The 15,065-nt window shown below is 68.1% G+C and carries 17 protein-coding genes; 13 read left to right on the top strand and 4 right to left on the bottom strand.

Going from position 1 to position 15,065, the window contains the following annotated elements; all coding sequences use genetic code 11:
- The first annotated feature begins 4 nt into the window (after positions 1-4).
- From ACFFJK_RS01235 to ACFFJK_RS01205, 7 genes are all read left to right on the top strand, one after another.
- Positions 5-604, top strand: coding sequence for a chromate transporter (locus ACFFJK_RS01235; RefSeq protein ID WP_379677248.1), 600 nt, complete (start codon positions 5-7; stop codon positions 602-604).
- Entirely contained in the window at positions 601-1,191 is a 591-nt protein-coding gene (locus ACFFJK_RS01230; protein ID WP_379677247.1) for a chromate transporter, read from the top strand. Before ACFFJK_RS01235 ends, ACFFJK_RS01230 begins: the two co-directional genes overlap by 4 nt.
- Positions 1,192-1,273: 82 nt before the next feature.
- Entirely contained in the window at positions 1,274-2,116 is an 843-nt protein-coding gene (fghA, locus tag ACFFJK_RS01225; RefSeq protein WP_379677246.1) for an S-formylglutathione hydrolase, read from the top strand.
- Positions 2,117-2,286: 170 nt separating this feature from the next.
- Positions 2,287-2,757, top strand: coding sequence for an Hsp20/alpha crystallin family protein (locus ACFFJK_RS01220; protein ID WP_379677245.1), 471 nt, complete (start codon positions 2,287-2,289; stop codon positions 2,755-2,757).
- 198 nt (positions 2,758-2,955) lie between these two features.
- Positions 2,956-3,669: a phosphoribosyltransferase gene (locus ACFFJK_RS01215; RefSeq protein WP_379677244.1), complete on the top strand. Its 714-nt coding sequence runs from the start codon at positions 2,956-2,958 to the stop codon at positions 3,667-3,669.
- Positions 3,666-4,496 carry a hypothetical protein gene (locus ACFFJK_RS01210; protein ID WP_379677243.1) on the top strand — a complete coding sequence of 277 codons (831 nt, stop codon included), beginning with the start codon at positions 3,666-3,668 and terminating at the stop codon, positions 4,494-4,496. The genes ACFFJK_RS01215 and ACFFJK_RS01210 overlap by 4 nt, the downstream gene beginning before the upstream one ends.
- 11 nt (positions 4,497-4,507) lie before the next feature.
- Positions 4,508-5,842: an erythromycin esterase family protein gene (locus ACFFJK_RS01205; RefSeq protein WP_379677242.1), complete on the top strand. Its 1,335-nt coding sequence runs from the start codon at positions 4,508-4,510 to the stop codon at positions 5,840-5,842.
- A 34-nt stretch (positions 5,843-5,876) separates the two neighbouring features.
- Here ACFFJK_RS01205 and ACFFJK_RS01200 read toward each other — a convergent pair whose 3' ends face one another.
- The gene (locus ACFFJK_RS01200) at positions 5,877-7,814 is read right to left on the bottom strand and encodes a diguanylate cyclase domain-containing protein (protein ID WP_379677323.1); all 1,938 of its coding nucleotides are present in this window, start codon (positions 7,812-7,814) and stop codon (positions 5,877-5,879) included.
- Positions 7,815-8,029: 215 nt separating this feature from the next.
- On the opposite strand from ACFFJK_RS01200, the gene ACFFJK_RS01195 reads away from it, so the two are divergent.
- Positions 8,030-8,521, top strand: coding sequence for a (2Fe-2S)-binding protein (locus ACFFJK_RS01195; RefSeq protein WP_379677241.1), 492 nt, complete (start codon positions 8,030-8,032; stop codon positions 8,519-8,521).
- Positions 8,518-10,788, top strand: a complete 2,271-nt coding sequence (locus tag ACFFJK_RS01190) for a xanthine dehydrogenase family protein molybdopterin-binding subunit (RefSeq protein ID WP_379677240.1) — start codon at positions 8,518-8,520, stop codon at positions 10,786-10,788. The genes ACFFJK_RS01195 and ACFFJK_RS01190 overlap by 4 nt, the downstream gene beginning before the upstream one ends.
- A gap of 99 nt (positions 10,789-10,887) precedes the next feature.
- Here ACFFJK_RS01190 and ACFFJK_RS01185 read toward each other — a convergent pair whose 3' ends face one another.
- Complete coding sequence (locus tag ACFFJK_RS01185) at positions 10,888-11,211, bottom strand: hypothetical protein (protein ID WP_379677239.1); 324 nt, start codon at positions 11,209-11,211, stop codon at positions 10,888-10,890.
- 119 nt (positions 11,212-11,330) lie between these two features.
- On the opposite strand from ACFFJK_RS01185, the gene ACFFJK_RS01180 reads away from it, so the two are divergent.
- The 3 genes from ACFFJK_RS01180 (at position 11,331) to ACFFJK_RS01170 (ending at position 12,760) form a co-directional block, all read left to right on the top strand.
- Positions 11,331-11,966 (top strand): class I SAM-dependent rRNA methyltransferase, encoded by a 636-nt coding sequence (locus ACFFJK_RS01180; protein ID WP_379677238.1) that lies wholly within the window; start codon positions 11,331-11,333, stop codon positions 11,964-11,966.
- 89 nt (positions 11,967-12,055) lie between these two features.
- Positions 12,056-12,496: an FKBP-type peptidyl-prolyl cis-trans isomerase gene (locus ACFFJK_RS01175; RefSeq protein WP_379677237.1), complete on the top strand. Its 441-nt coding sequence runs from the start codon at positions 12,056-12,058 to the stop codon at positions 12,494-12,496.
- A gap of 66 nt (positions 12,497-12,562) precedes the next feature.
- On the top strand, positions 12,563-12,760 hold the full coding sequence (locus tag ACFFJK_RS01170; protein WP_379677236.1) for a hypothetical protein: 198 nt from the start codon (positions 12,563-12,565) through the stop codon (positions 12,758-12,760).
- A gap of 39 nt (positions 12,761-12,799) precedes the next feature.
- On the opposite strand, the gene ACFFJK_RS01165 is transcribed toward ACFFJK_RS01170, so the two are convergent.
- Both ACFFJK_RS01165 and ACFFJK_RS01160 read right to left on the bottom strand, forming a co-directional pair.
- Complete coding sequence (locus ACFFJK_RS01165) at positions 12,800-13,024, bottom strand: hypothetical protein (RefSeq protein WP_379677235.1); 225 nt, start codon at positions 13,022-13,024, stop codon at positions 12,800-12,802.
- Entirely contained in the window at positions 13,021-13,254 is a 234-nt protein-coding gene (locus ACFFJK_RS01160) for a hypothetical protein (RefSeq protein ID WP_379677234.1), read from the bottom strand. The genes ACFFJK_RS01165 and ACFFJK_RS01160 overlap by 4 nt, the downstream gene beginning before the upstream one ends.
- A 250-nt stretch (positions 13,255-13,504) precedes the next feature.
- Here ACFFJK_RS01160 and ACFFJK_RS01155 point away from each other — a divergent pair, with 250 nt between their 5' ends.
- On the top strand, positions 13,505-14,947 hold the full coding sequence (locus ACFFJK_RS01155) for a serine hydrolase domain-containing protein (RefSeq protein ID WP_379677233.1): 1,443 nt from the start codon (positions 13,505-13,507) through the stop codon (positions 14,945-14,947).
- Positions 14,948-15,065: the final 118 nt, after the last annotated feature.

The raw sequence follows: 15,065 nt of genomic DNA, 5'->3' as shown, positions 1-15,065 counted from the left end.
CGGGATGACAGTACCCGCTACCGCTCCGCCCCCAACCGGCCTGCCCGCCGACCGGCCGCGTCCCACCTCGCTGGCCGACGTCTTCGTATCCTTCACCGTCCTTGCCCTGCAAGGCTTCGGCGGCGTGCTGCCGGTCGTCCAGCGCGAAATGGTCGAGCGCAAGCGCTGGCTGACGCAGGAGGAATTCATCGAAGACTGGGCGGTGGCGCAAATCATGCCGGGCCCGAACGTGGTCAACCTGGCGATGATGATCGGTGCGCGCTGGTACGGCCTGGCCGGCGCCATGTGCGCCCTGGCCGGACTGCTGGCCGTGCCGCTGGTCGTGGTGCTGGTGCTGGTGGCGGTCCATGCACGGTTTGCAGACAATCCGGCGGTGGCCGGCGCCCTGCGCGGCATGGCGGCGGTATCGGCCGGGCTCATCGCCGCAGCCGGGCTCAAGCTGTCCACGGCGCTGACGAAGAACGCGATGCCGCTGGCCTGGTGCGCGGGCATTGCCGCCACCGGCTTCGTGCTGCTGGCGTGGGTGCGCGTGCCGCTCGTGTGGGTGCTGCCGCCGCTCGGCGGCCTCGGCTGCCTGCTCGCCTGGCGCAGGTTGCGACCATGACCGCTTCCGGGGCGGCGCCCGCACTCGTCCTTGGCTGGGGCGACTGGCTGAGCCTGTTCGTCCATTACCTGATGCTGTCGCTGATGTCGCTCGGCGGCGCCATCTCGACCACCTCCGACATGCACCGTTACCTGGTCGAGGACAAGGGCTGGCTGAGCCAGTCCCAGTTCAGCGAATCGATCGCCCTGGCCCAGGCCGCGCCCGGACCGAACGTGCTGTTCGTCGCACTGATGGGCTGGCATGTGGGCATGAACACCGGCAGCACCCTCGCCGCCTTTGCTGGCGTGCTCACGACCATGGTCGGCATCATGCTGCCCTCCACCATCTTTACCTACCAGGTAGCGCAATGGGGACACCGCAACCGCGAGCTGCGCGCGGTGCGCGCCTTCAAGCAGGGCATGGCGCCGGTCGTCATCGCGATGCTGCTGGCAACCAGCTGGCTGCTGGCGACGGCGGGACCGCAGCGCAGCGGCTGGCCGCTCTGGCTGCTGGCCGGCGTGAGCTGCCTCGTGATCTGGCGCACCCGCCTGCACCTGCTATGGATGCTCGGCGCCGGCGCCGTGCTCGGTGCGCTCGGGTTTGTCTGAAGTGCGTCTGAATGTCGTCTGACTGGCAGGTTGGCGCTGCGCAGGGCATACTGGCGGTATTGTCATCCTTAACACGATACCCATGCCTGAACTGCTCAGCGAACATGCCTGCTTCGGCGGCGTCCAGCGTTTCTACTCCTTCGCGTCCGAGGTCATCGGCTTGCCGATGCGCTTTTCCGTCTACCTGCCGCCGGGCGCCGAAGGCAAGCGCCTGCCGGTGCTGTTCTACCTGGCCGGCCTGACCTGCACCGAAGAGACCTTCATGATCAAGGCCGGCGCCCAGCGCGTGGCGGCGCAGGAAGGCCTGATCCTGGTGACCCCGGACACCAGCCCGCGCGGCGCCGGCGTGCCGGGCGAAACCGACAGCTGGGATTTCGGCGCGGGCGCTGGTTTCTACGTCGATGCGACCCAGGAGCCATGGTCGCGCCACTACCGCATGTACAGCCACATCCTCGAGCTGCGCCAACTGGTACTGGCCACGCTGCCGGCGGATCCGGCGAGGGTCGGCATCTTCGGCCACTCGATGGGCGGCCACGGCGCCCTGATGCTGGCGCTGCGCAATCCGGACCTGTTCCGCTCGGTCTCGGCCTTTGCCCCGATCGCCGCGCCGATGCGCTGCCCCTGGGGCAAGAAGGCCTTCGGCGGCTACCTGGGTGCGGACGAGGCGGCATGGCGGGCCTACGATGCGACCGAACTGATGAACGACATGACGACGGCCCCCTTCCCCGGCGGCATCCTCATCGACCAGGGACTGGCCGACAAATTCCTGGCCGAGCAGCTGTATCCGGATGCCTTCGAGGAAGCCTGCGCCCGTGCAGGCCAGCCCCTGACCCTGCGCCGCCATGCGGGCTATGACCACGGCTATTACTTCATCTCGAGCTTCGTCGAGGATCACCTGCGTTTCCATCGCCGACTGCTGGGTTGACCACTTGCGCCTCATATGGGCTAGGGCTGGCGCATGAAATCCTGTATTACCCCCCATGCGCAAGCCCTCCGCGCTCTCGCCGGGCCCGCTTGAAATCCGCCTCCTCCCATCCTATAAAGACATTGCCGGCATCCGCCGGCGAACATCAATATTCATCCATGGAGGCCATCATGAATCTGATCAGAAGGGGCACCCCCTCGCTGCCGGCCTACCGTCCGGGCGCAGTCGAAGACCAGTTCGGACGCATGGTCGAGAGCATGTTCGAAGACTTCTTCTCCCCACTTGCCCAGGGGCAGCGTTGGACCGGCGACGGCGCCGCGGCACCCCGCCTGGACGTGACCGAAACCGAGAAGACCTACGAGATCCAGGCCGACCTGCCGGGTGTGTCGAAGGAGGACATCAAGGTCTCGGTGGACGGGCAGCGCATCACGATCGAAGCAGAATGCCGCACGGCAAACGAACGCCGGGACGGCGAAACCGTGGTGTATGCTGAACGTACCGCACGCAAGTTCATGCGCAGCTTCGCCTTGCCCTCCGAAGTCGACGATGCTTCGGCGCAGGCGCGGCTCGAGAACGGCGTACTGCAGCTGAGCCTGCCGAAAAAGCAGGGCACTGAAGCACGCCGGCTGACCATCCAGTAGGCATTCCTCCGGCCATCGCGTCAACGGCCAGCGGACCGCCGCCAGGTGGTCCGCGCATCGCGTTGCGGCGCCCTGCCGTGGCGCGATGCGGCTGTGCTTTACCTTGTACCGGGCAGCTGCCCTGCTGTGTGCCGTGCAGCTGCGCTTGCTTTGTCGCTTGTTTTGTACTTTACGGTTTCACGCTGGATTCGCCGCACCATGTTCGACACCCAGGGCTACAAGGACCGGCTTCACGCCGGCAGGCAGCTGGCGCGCGCGCTGGCCCATCTCGCCGGGCACGGCGACGTCATCGTGCTGGGCCTGCCGCGCGGCGGTGTTCCGGTCGCCTTCGAGGTGGCACGCGCGCTCGGCGCCGAACTCGACGTCCTGCTGGTGCGCAAGCTCGGCATGCCACACCAGGAGGAATACGCGATGGGCGCGATCGGCAGCGGCGGCGTACGTGTGCTGCACCCGGGCGTCCCGGGCCTGCTCGGCGTCACGCAGGAACAGGTGGACCAGGTGACCGAACGCGAGCTGGCCGAACTCGGGCGGCGCGACCGCCTCTACCGAGGGGGACGCCCGCCACCCCGGATCGCGGGCCGCTGCGTGGTCCTGGTCGACGACGGGATCGCGACCGGCGCCACCATGCTGGCGGCGGTGCAGGTCGTACGGCGACAGGGACCGGAGCGTATCGTGGTGGCGGCCCCGGTGGGCGCGCCCGATACCGTGCAGCGGCTGGAGCAGGAGGCCAACGAGGTCGTCTGCCCGCTCGCCCCGCCCCGCTTCCATGCGGTGGGCCAGTTTTACCGTGCGTTCGGACAAACGAGCGACGAGGAAGTGCAGGACCTGCTGGCGCAGGCATGGGCCACGCCTGCCGTGCGCGGCAGCAGCCCGGAGCATGACAACCAGAACAACAGAAAGGAGCGGACATGAAACCGATACCAACCGAGACGGCAACCGACGTGGGCAGCGTCGGCAAATGGATAGGTGCAGCAGCAGCCGGCGCCCTGATGATGTACCTGCTCGACCCCGAGCGGGGTGCGACGCGCCGCAGGCGCGCGCTGTCGACGCTGCGCGAAGCGGGCGCACGCACCGGCGCCAGCGCCAGCCACGCGCTGCACAGCGCGGCCGGCAGCATCGGCGCCGTCAAGGACAGCGCGGCCGACGCCCTCGCCCGCGGCGCCAGCCGGCTGCATGCCACGACCGCCCCCATGGTCGAGCGCCTGCAGGACAGCGCAAGGCAGGCCAGGGACCGCACCGAATACGCCGCCCAGCGCACGATGGACCGGCTCGATTCCGGCTCCGGCCGCGGCATGGAACGCGCCATCTCCGACACGGGCCGCGCGCCGGCCCCGCGCCACGACAGCTACCGCGACAGCCACCGCGACAGCCATCACAACCGCTACGAATCCGACCGCCGCTACGATGCGCGCTACCAGGAGCCGAGCCGCCTGTCGCAATTCCTGCACGGCCTGGGCGACAGCGTGAGCGGTCCGCGCGGCTCGAACACCGCCCTGGTCGGCGGCGGCCTCATCGGCATGCTCGGCCTGGTGCGCCGTTCGCCGCTCGGGCTGCTGGCCGGACTGGCCGGCCTGGCCCTGCTCGCACGCAGCAGCGGGCGCACCCAGGGCCTGGGCGGCCTGCTGCGCGGCACCTCGACCTGGACCGGCGCCGGCTACAGCAACAAGCTCGCCACCGATGTCGAGGACGTGCCCTTCACGCCCGCTGCCGAACAGCAGGGCAGCCGCTACCTGCATTAAAGTACCGGGCCATGGCGACCGTCACCGACTATGAAACCGGCGTGATCCGCTCCGCCGCCCACCCGCTGTCCGGCGCGGCGTCCGACTACGATCCGCTGCTGGACCTGGTCGGCGACGCGCGCTTCGTCCTGCTGGGCGAAGCCACCCACGGCACGGCCGAGTTCTACGACGAGCGCGCCCGCATCACCCAGCGCCTGATCGAGGAAAAAGGCTTTACCGCCGTCGCCGTGGAAGCAGACTGGCCCGACGCCTACCGCGTCAACCGCTACGTGCGCGGCGAAGGCGGCGACGCCGACGGCCGCGCCGCCCTGTCCGGCTTCGAGCGCTTTCCGGCCTGGATGTGGCGCAATACCTCGGTCCTGGAGTTCGTCGAGTGGCTACGCCGGCGCAACGACGCCGCCGCGACCAAGGCCGGCTTCTACGGGCTCGACCTGTACAGCCTGTTCACCTCGATCCAGGAAGTCATCCGCTACCTCGACGAAGTCGACCCGGTGGCGGCGCAGGAAACGCGCCGCCGCTACGCCTGCTTCGACCACTACGGCGAAGACAGCCAGCACTACGGCTATGCCACCGGCGTCGGGCTGTCCGAATCCTGCCAGCAGGGCGTGCACGCCGCACTGCAGGAACTGCAGCAGCGCGCCTTCGACTACATGCAGGCCGACGGCGCCGGCTCGGAGGATGCGTTCTTCTACGCGCAGCAGAACGCGCGCCTGGTCAAGAACGCCGAAGAGTACTACCGCACCATGTTCCGGGGCCGCATCTCGTCGTGGAACCTGCGCGACAGCCACATGGCCGAGACCCTCGACGCGCTGGCGCGCCACCTGTCGCGCGACGGCAAGCCGGCCAAGATCGTCGTCTGGGAGCACAACTCCCACATCGGCGATGCACGCGCGACCGAGATCGGGCGCCAGGGCGAATGGAACGTCGGCGAACTGGCGCGCAAGGCCTACGGCAACGACGCCTGCCTGATCGGCTTCACCACCTACGACGGCCGCGTGACGGCCGCCTCGGAGTGGGACGGTCCGGCCCTGCACAAGCACGTGCGCCCCGGGATGCCCGGCAGTTACGAACACCTGCTGCATAGCGTCGGCTTGGAGCGCTTCTTCCTGCCGCTGCGCGACCCGGGCCCCGCGCGCGACGTGCTGATGGAGGAACGGCTGGAACGGGCGATCGGCGTGCTGTACCTGCCGCGCACCGAGCGCCAGAGCCACTACTTCATGGCCCAGCTGCCGCGCCAGTTCGACGCGGTGATCCATATCGACCGCACCAGCGCCGTCACGCCGCTGGACCCGACCAGCGGCTGGCATTCGGGCGAGCCGCCGGAGACTTATCCGCAGGGCCTGTAGCCGCCGCAGGTGCCGTCGGGCACGGCAAGTGCTGCTACCGTCCTTGCCCTGCCCGTTCTTCGAAGAAGGCGTAGCCGTCGCGCCCTTTTCCTTTCGCCGCGTACAACGCGCTGTCGGCCGCAGCCAGCAGCTGTTCCTGGGTCTGGCCCGGCTGCGACAGGGCGATGCCGACACTGGTCGAGGCCTGCACCGGGCCGGCGCTGGTATGAAACGGCACGCGCATGGCTGCCACGATCTTCGCCGCGATGCGCTCCGCCTCTTCACGCGAGCCGATCTCCTCGAGGATGACGACGAACTCGTCTCCCGACAAGCGCGCCGGCGTGTCGGTCGCCCGCACGCCCAGGGTCAGGCGCCGCGCGAACTCCTTGAGCACCTCGTCGCCGACGCCGTGGCCCCAGGTGTCGTTGATCTTCTTGAAGTAGTCGATGTCGAGGTAGGCCAGCGCCAGCGGCTTGCCGCTGCGGCGCATGCGGTCGAGTGCGTGCTGGAGGGCCTCGCCGAACATGCGCCGGTTGGCGATCCCGGTCAGCGTGTCCACCCGTGCGAGCTGCAGCAGCTGTTCCTCGACCTCTTTCACATGGGTCGTGTCGTGTACCAGCGCATAGACACCGGCCACGCCGCCGTCCGGCCGCAGGTCCGGAATGTAGGTTGCCTGCAAGATCCGCGGTTCGCCACGCAGCGGGATTCCGATCTCGTGGGTGACGGACTTTCCTGCGAAAGACTGTTCGAGGTGCGGAGCAACGTCGCCGGCCGCCTCCTCGCCCAGCAAGCCCGCCAGGTCCATGCCGATCAGTTGGGGCGGCGCGACGCCGAACCATTTCTCGAAGGTGGCATTCCCGAAATGAAAACGGTAGTCGCGGTCGATGTAGGAAATCAGGACCGGCAGGTTGTCGGTAATGAGCCGCAAGCGCTTTTCGCTGGCGGCGCGCGCGCTTTCGGCGCGTTCGCGCTCGGCCATCAGCGCATGGAACGCACGCCCCAGCTCGCCGATCTCGTCCCGGCGTCCGTCGCGCAGCACCTCGATGTCGGCGCCGTCGTCGCGGATCGCCGCCACGTTGTCGCGCAGGGCCTGCAGGGGAGAGAGCAACTGGAACACCAGCACCCAGGCCAGCAGCCCGGCCGCCAGCGCCAGCCCGACGGCGCTGAAGAAGGCGTTCTGGCGCATCGCATGCATCGGCGCAAAGGCTTCGTCGGTCGGGTAGCGCGCCGCCAGGATCCAGCCGGTCGTGCGCAGGCGCTTGTAGGCGTAGATCGCATCGGTACCGTCCTTGCTGGGCGTTTCCACCCAGCCCTCGAAACCGCCCAGCGCCATCTCGGTGCCGCGGTTGCCCCCCGGCGTCATGCCGATGTGCTGGAACAGCCGCGATTCGTCGGGATGGTCGATGATCACGCCCTGCTGCGTCATCACGAACAGGTAGCCCGTCCTGCCGGGCTTGAGGGTGCCGATCTGGCGCAGGAAGCCGGAGTGCTGGAGGTCGACGCTGGCAGCGAGGACCCCCAGCACGCGGCCGGAAGCGTCGAGCAGCGGCGCGCTGAATACAACGATGTGCTCGCCGGTGAGCCGGCTGCGGCGCGGCGCCGAGATCATGCTCCGGCGTGTTTCCACCACCCGGTCGAAGTAGTCGGTGCCGCGCGCGCTGAAGTCCGGCGGGACCCGCAGCGCGCGCAAGGACAGGCGCATGTCGCCGTCGTTGTCGAAGACGACGATGTTCAGGAACTGGTCGGCGCCCCACAGGCGCACCTGCTCGGCCAGCAGGGGACGCAGCGCACTCCAGTCGGTACGCAGTTGCGGCGGGATGCTGCTGGCCAGGGCCTCGACCTGGGTCACGCGGGCAGCGATGCGGTCGTCGAGGAACGATGCCGCCCCCGACAGCAAGGTGTACTCCTGGTCGCCGATCACGCCTTTCATGCCGCGCTCGGCCACACCCAGGGTCGACAGCGTTACCAGCAGGGTTGCAACGAACACGAGCATCGCTGCCACGCTGGCGAGCCGTAACTTGAGTGTGGCGGAAGTCAGGCGTGAACCAGGTGAGACCATGTAGTGACCGAAACTGTTGGGCAGGATGACAAAGTATTACATATTTTTGAACATTGCCCCGCGCTGGTACCGCTTACGAACCGTCAATATTGTTGAGACCGCTGCGTTCGATTAGCATGTCGGATTCGCCCCTGGATGAGGATCGCCCCATGAGTAAATACACGCTGCACATCAACGGCAAGGCGCAGGCTGTCGATGTCGAGCCGGACACGCCACTACTGTGGGCATTGCGCGACACGCTCGGTCTTGTCGGCACCAAGTACGGCTGCGGCCTGGGCCAGTGCGGCGCCTGCACCGTGCACATCGACGGCGTGCCGGCACGTTCCTGCCTGACGCCGGTTTCCAGCGTCGGCAAGCAGAAGATCACCACCATCGAGGGCCTCGACCCGAACGCGCAGCACCCGCTGCAGCAGGCATGGCAGGAACTCGACGTGCCGCAGTGCGGCTACTGCCAGGCCGGACAGATCATGACGGCCTGCCACCTGCTGGAGCAGCACCCGAAGCCGACCGACGCGCAGGTCGACGACGCGATGGCGGGCAACCTGTGCCGCTGCGCCACCTATACCCGCATCCGCGCGGGCATCCACCGCGCCGCCGCCATCGCTTCCACTGGCGCTGTCAATGGAAAGGGCAAGAAATGACGGACGTTCGCACCACCCTGCGCGCCTCCGGCGCGCCACTTTCCCCGGCCCGCCGCGGCTTCCTGCGCGCCGGCGCCGTCGGCGGCGCCCTCATGCTGGGCATGTCGGCCAATGGCGCGCTGGCTGCCACCGCCCGCGCCGCGGGCGCCCCGGCGCCGGACTTCGAACCGAACGCCTTCATCCGCATCGGCCGCGACGGCCGCGTGACGCTGATCTCCAAACAGCCCGAGATCGGCCAGGGCATCAAGACCTCGCTGCCGATGGTGATCGCGGAGCAGCTCGATGTCGACTGGAAGGACGTGCGCATCAATCAGGGCGACCTGGACACCGCGCGCTATGGCGGCCAGGGCGCCGGCGGCTCGACCTCGACCCCGACCAACTACGAGAACTTCCACCGCCTGGGCGCGGCCGCGCGCGCGATGCTGGTCCAGGCGGCCGCCAACACCTGGGGTGTGCCGGCCGCCGAATGCAGCACCGCGAACGGCGCCGTGACCCACGCCCCGACGAAGCGCCGCCTCGGCTACGGCGCCCTGGTGGACGCTGCCTCGAAGCTTCCGGTCCCGGACCCGGCGCAGGTGGTGCTGAAAGACCCGTCCACCTACAAACTGCTGGGCACCCGCATCGGCGGCGTCGACAACGCGGCCATCGTCAGTGGACAGCCGCTGTTCGGCATCGACGTGCGCCTGCCCGGCATGCTGTACGCGGTGTATGCCAAGTGCCCGGTCTTCGGCGGCAAGCCGCTCAAGGCCAACCTCGATGCGGTCAAGGCCATGCCGGGCGTGAAGGATGCCTTCATCGTCGAAGGCACGCCGAACCTGAACGGCCTGCGCCCGGGCGTGGCGATCGTCGCCACCTCGACCTGGGCCGCGATGCGCGCGCGCCGCGAGCTGCAGGTGGAGTGGGACGAAGGCGAAGGCGCCGGCCACAGCTGGGCCGACTTCACGGCCCAGGCCCAGCTTGCGGCGACAAAGCCGGGCGCGGCCACCATGCGCAAGGACGGCGACGTCCCCAAGGCGCTGGCAGGCGCGGCCAAGGTGGTGGAGGCGGCCTACAGCTACCCCTTCATCTCGCACGCCAGCATGGAGCCGCAGAACTGCACCGCCTGGTTCAAGCCAGCCGACGGCTCGCTCGAGCTGTGGGCCCCGACCCAGAACCCGGGCTCCGGCCAGGCGCTGGTCACGAGCACTTTCGGCATCCCGAAGGAAAAGATCGTCCTGCACATCATCCGCAGCGGCGGCGGCTTCGGCCGCAGGCTGAGCTCGGACTTCATCGTCGAGGCGACCGCCATCGCGCAGAAAGTCGCCGCCCCGGTGAAGCTGACCTGGACCCGCGAGGACGACCTGCAGCACGACCACTTCCGCCCCGGCGGCTTCCATTTCCTGCGCGGCGGTGTCGACGCGCAAGGCAAGGCGGTGGCCTGGCAGAACCACTTCGTCACCTTCGCCAACCGGGTCGAGCGCGAGGGCAAGAGCGTGCTGCAGCCGGGCAGCGGCGGCAACCTGTCCGGCGACGAGTTCCCGGGGCGCTGGATCGCCAACTGCCAGCTCGAGCAGACCGCACTCGAATGCCGCGTGCCGATGGGCCCGTGGCGCGCGCCGGGCAGCTGCGTGTTCGCCTGGGTGTTCCACAGCTTCATCGACGAGCTGGCCCACGCCGGCGGGCGTGATCCGCTCGCGTTCCGCATGGAGCTGCTGGGCGACCAGGACATCATGGCCGGCACGGGCGAGCGCGGCCAGCCCTACAGCGTGGCGCGCATGAAGAAGGTGCTGGGCGTCGCGGCCGAGCAGGCCGGCTGGGGCAAAAAGAAATTCGCGCGCGGCCAGGGCCAGGGAATCGCCTTCCACTTCAGCCACCGCGGCTACGTTGCGCAGGTGGCCGAAGTGACCGTCTCGCGCGACGGCAAGCTGAAGGTGGACCGCGTGGTGGTGGCGACCGACATCGGCGCCCAGATCGTCAACCTGTCGGGCGCCGAGAACCAGGTCGAAGGTTCGGTGATCGACGGACTGTCGACGATGATGTTCCCGGCCCTGGACATCGACAAGGGCCGCATCGTGCAGAGCAACTTCCACGACTACCAGCTGCTGCGCATGCCGGACGCGCCGACGAAGATCGAGATGCACTTCGTCAAGACGGATTATCCGGTGACCGGACTGGGCGAACCCGCCCTGCCGCCGCTGGCGCCCGCAGTCTGCAACGCGATCTTCGCCGCTACCGGCAAGCGCGTGCGCGAGCTTCCGCTGAGCAAGGTCGACCTGAGCTGGAGCTGATCCGCAGGGTGGTCGGCTTCGCCGACCGCGCGAGCAACTTCCGCTCGAAGCTCCGCACACGGCTGTTCATCCGGTGACGGTCGCCGCGCGGGCGGACGCTCAGTGTCGATGCGCGGGGTCGTTGTCCTTGGCCCCGTGGTACTCGAGGATGGACGCGGCCTTTTCCAGCCGGGATTCGTCGGCGGTGATCGTGATGATGCACTTGCCGATTTCCAGCCCCGGCGTGTAGACATCCTTGTAATCGGTGCCGCCTTTCACCGCGGGCGAGTCGCCCACCGTGAAATTGGCTTCGGAAGGACCGGCTTCGTCGCCGGTATGGCTGATCTCGATGCCGTCGCGGTCAAAGCCGGCGTCCAGCAGTGCCTGGCGTGCGCGCTCCGCATCCTCGACGTTCTCGATCACCCGTACGATCTGGTTGTTCATGCTGCCTCCATCGGTTCCTGGTGGCGTCCACCGTACCAGAAAGGCCCGCGGCCCGGCGCTCACCTCGGTGCGCGCAGCCGCGTGCTGTATCATCGCGGACCTGGAAACGAAAGCCCCGTATGCTCATCATCACCATCAAACAGGGCAAGGAGAAAAGTCTCCTGTCCGGCGACCCCTGGATTTATCTCTCTGCCGTCGAACGGGTCGACGGCAAGCCCCAGGAGCGCAACAAGCCCGGCGCCACGGCGATCGTGCAATCCTCGTCGCGCCAGTTCCTGGCGCGCGCCGCCTACAATGCCAAATCCCAGGTCGCCGCCCGCATCTGGACCCTGCGCGAGGACGAGCCCGTCGACCACGCCATGATGAAGCGCCGCGTCCATGCTGCCGTCGATGGCCGCATCGAGGCACTGCGCGGCGCCGATCCGCAGGCGCTGGTCCAGCTCGTCGACGGCGACCGGGACGGCTTGCCGGGCCTGCTGGCGCACAGCTATGGCGGCGCCGGGGGTTACCTGGTCTGCCAGTTCAACGGCGCCGGCGTCGACTTGTGGAAGGTGCCGATCGTGCAGGCGCTCGTCAAGGCCACGGGCTGCCCGAACGTCTACGAGCGAGCCGACGAACTGGTGCGCAAGGCCGAAGGGCTGCCCATCACGCGGCGCGTGCTGGCCGGCGACGAGCCGCCCCAGCGCCTGATGGTACGCGAGGGCGGGCGCCTGCTGCCGATGGATATCCGCACTGGATTCACCTACCCGCGCTGAAGCTGCGCCGGCATTGTCACGATGGCGGCCGCCCTGTATGCTGCGGCGGCATCCCGCACAGTTATCGGCACTTACCACGAGAGATCAAGATGAAACACCTCCTTTCCTGCTGCGCCCTTGGCCTGGCCATGTCGTTCACCCTGTCCGGCTGCAAGCGCGCCGACACGCCGCCTGCGGCGGTGGCCCCCGCCGTGGCCTTCCAGAAGATCGATACCGTGGCCGGCACCGGCAAGGAAGCGACGGCCGGCTCCACCGCCGTCGTCCACTACACCGGCTGGCTGTACCAGCCGGATGCCGAGGCGCAGCGCGGCACCCGTTTCGACTCGTCGGAGGGACGCGAGCCGTTCAGCTTCCGGGTCGGCGGCGGCCAGGTCATCCCGGGCTGGGACGAAGGCGTGCAAGGCATGAAGGTCGGCGGCAAGCGCACGCTGATCCTGCCGCCCGACATGGGCTACGGCGCCGGTGGCGCGGGCCCGATCCCGCCGCACGCCAACCTGATCTTCGACGTCGAACTGCTCGACGTACGTTGAACCCGCGCAGGCGGCATCCGGCCCGATGCCGCCCTGCCATGCACGAAACCGCAGAGAGAAATGAAGATGGCGAAGAAAGAAGAACTGGACGAAGAAACCCTGGCGTTCATCCAGTGGTGCATTGAAGTGGAAGGCTTCCTGGTTGCCGGCGGCGCCACCGTCAAGCAGGCGCAGGAGCATATCGAAGAACAGGTGGAATGGTTTACCGACCAGTTCTACGATGGCTTGACGCCGGAACAGGCTGCCAAGGAAGCGCTGGCTTGATGCCATCGGCAGCCGCCGGCTTCCGGCGCGCCGGCACGGCTAGCGACGACGCGCTGCCGCGGAGCCGACAGCCAGGATGACTCCGGCAAGCAGGATGGACCGGGTAGCGCCGGCGTCACCAATATAAAGCGACACGATCGCCCCCACAGCCGTCGCGGCGATCACCCGTGGCCAGCGCTGGTCCCGGAAACGGACGGCGAGGCAGAGCGCGACGACTCCCGCCAGCGCGAGCAGGAGAACCCAGTAGACCCGCGCATCCATCATGATGACGAAGAAGCGCGAGCCGGCATGCGCGCATCGGATCTGCGCATTGCATGCAGTTCGACCGGCAGCGCAACGACGAGAACGGCCAGTACCGTAACGAGTACCGTGAGAAGCGCCACCGAAGCGGAGAGATGGCCATGCCAGTACTGGAACAGGACACTGTTGATTACGATACCGATCGCCAACATCCAGTACTTGCGCAGGACGGTCGCCAGGGCTGATTTCAGCATACTTGTGTCGATTTCGTGTACATGTCGTTGCAATGATGAGGGACGCGCCGTGTGGCGGGCACAGCCTTGCCGTCGATGGCCTGGCCCGCTCGTTTGCCCCCCCCGTGCGCCGGCAGTCAGTGTAACGGATGAGCCGGTCGTCCAGGGCTTCGATCGACATGCCTGCCGCATAGAATTGCCTTATTCCTTGTTGACCATGTCCTCGATCTCTATACTAATTGCCATTGTGTAAATTTTTATGGAGTAAGACATGCGTCCCAGCCAACCCGCGCCGCCCCGGATTCACCTGTGTCTCCTGATGGCTGCGTGCCTGGCGGCGCCGTTCTCCCATGCCGACGATGGCGCCGCCATCGCCCGCATCGAGGCCGGCCTGCGCCCGCAGGTGGCGCTGGCGGACGCGCCGGTCAAGACCGAAAGCCTGCAGGACGCGATGGTCCGCCTGAAGGTGCCGGGCGTGAGTGTCGCCGTGATCCATGACGGCAAGGTGGCGTGGACGCGCAGCTACGGTGTCGCCTGGACCGGCGGGCCGGCCGTCACGCCGGAAACCCTGTTCCAGGCGGCGTCGATCAGCAAGCCGGTCTCGGCGATGGCGGCGCTGCGCATGGTGGAACAGGGCAAACTGGATCTCGATGCCCCCATCGAGACGGCGCTCGCGGGCTGGAAGCTGCCTGCCGGCGCCGGCAAGCCCAGCCTGCGTCAATTGCTGTCGCATACCGGCGGCATGAGCGTTTCGGGCTTCCCCGGCTACGCTGCCGGCAAGCCGGTACCTTCCCTGGTCCAGGTGCTGGACGGCACGGGGCCGGCCAACACCAGGGCGGTCCGGGTCGACGCCGCGCCGGGTTCGGCGTGGCGCTATTCCGGCGGCGGTTACACCGTATTCCAGCAAGCCATGATCGATCGCGCCGGCAAGCCCTTCGATGTCCTGATGGGCGAACTGGTGCTGGGGCCGCTGGGCATGACCGACAGCAGCTATGCCCAGCCGCTGCCTGCCGCGCTGTCGGCAAAAGCCGCGCGGCCGCACGACCGCGACGGCAAGCCCTTCCCGGGCGGCGCCTACACGTATCCCGAGCAGTCCGCGGCCGGCCTGTGGAGCACGCCGCTCGACCTGGCGAAGTTCGCGATCGCCATCCAGCAGGCAGCGGCGGGACGCGACAACGGCGTGCTGTCGCCGGCCATGACGCGCACCATGCTCGCGCCGGTGATGAACGACTACGCGCTGGGCCTGCAGATCCAGGACAAAGGCAAGGCGTTCGGCCATAGCGGCAGCAACATGGGCTTCAAGTCCTCGCTGGTCGCCTTCGTCGAGGGCGGCAACGGTGCGGTGATCCTGACCAACGGCGACAATGGCGGTGAGCTCGCGGCCGGCCTGATGCGCGCGATCGCCCATGAATACAAATGGGCCGGCAACCAGACCGTGCTGCGTCCGGCGGTCGCCCTCACGCCGGAGGCGCGCAAGGCCCTGGTCGGCCAGTATGCGATCGCTGGCCTGGGCAAGTTCCATGTCGCCGAACGCGACGGCCAGCTGATGATCGCCCTGCGCCCCGGCCAGTGGGAACCGCTGTATGCCGAATCGGACAAGCTGCTGTTCGTCCTGTCGCGCAATCTCGAAGTGCGCCCGATCGATGCCGACAACGGCCACACCGTGGTGGGATCGTCGTCGCGGGCTTATACCCGCGTGACCGGTCTCTGGTAAGCCTGAAGCACCGGTGCTCGCGGAGCCGGTCCGTACCCGGAGTCATCGGTGCAGGCAACGGCCATGGTGGAGGCTATTGCCAGTATGGCGGCCCGCTTCGTCGCGCCCGGACGCGTCG

This window comes from Massilia consociata, from assembly GCF_042432755.1.
In the GTDB taxonomy this organism is placed as follows: domain Bacteria; phylum Pseudomonadota; class Gammaproteobacteria; order Burkholderiales; family Burkholderiaceae_D; genus Telluria; species Telluria consociata.
The sequence above is the reverse complement of the archived record's forward strand: the minus strand, read 5'-3'. Positions and strand labels throughout refer to the sequence as shown.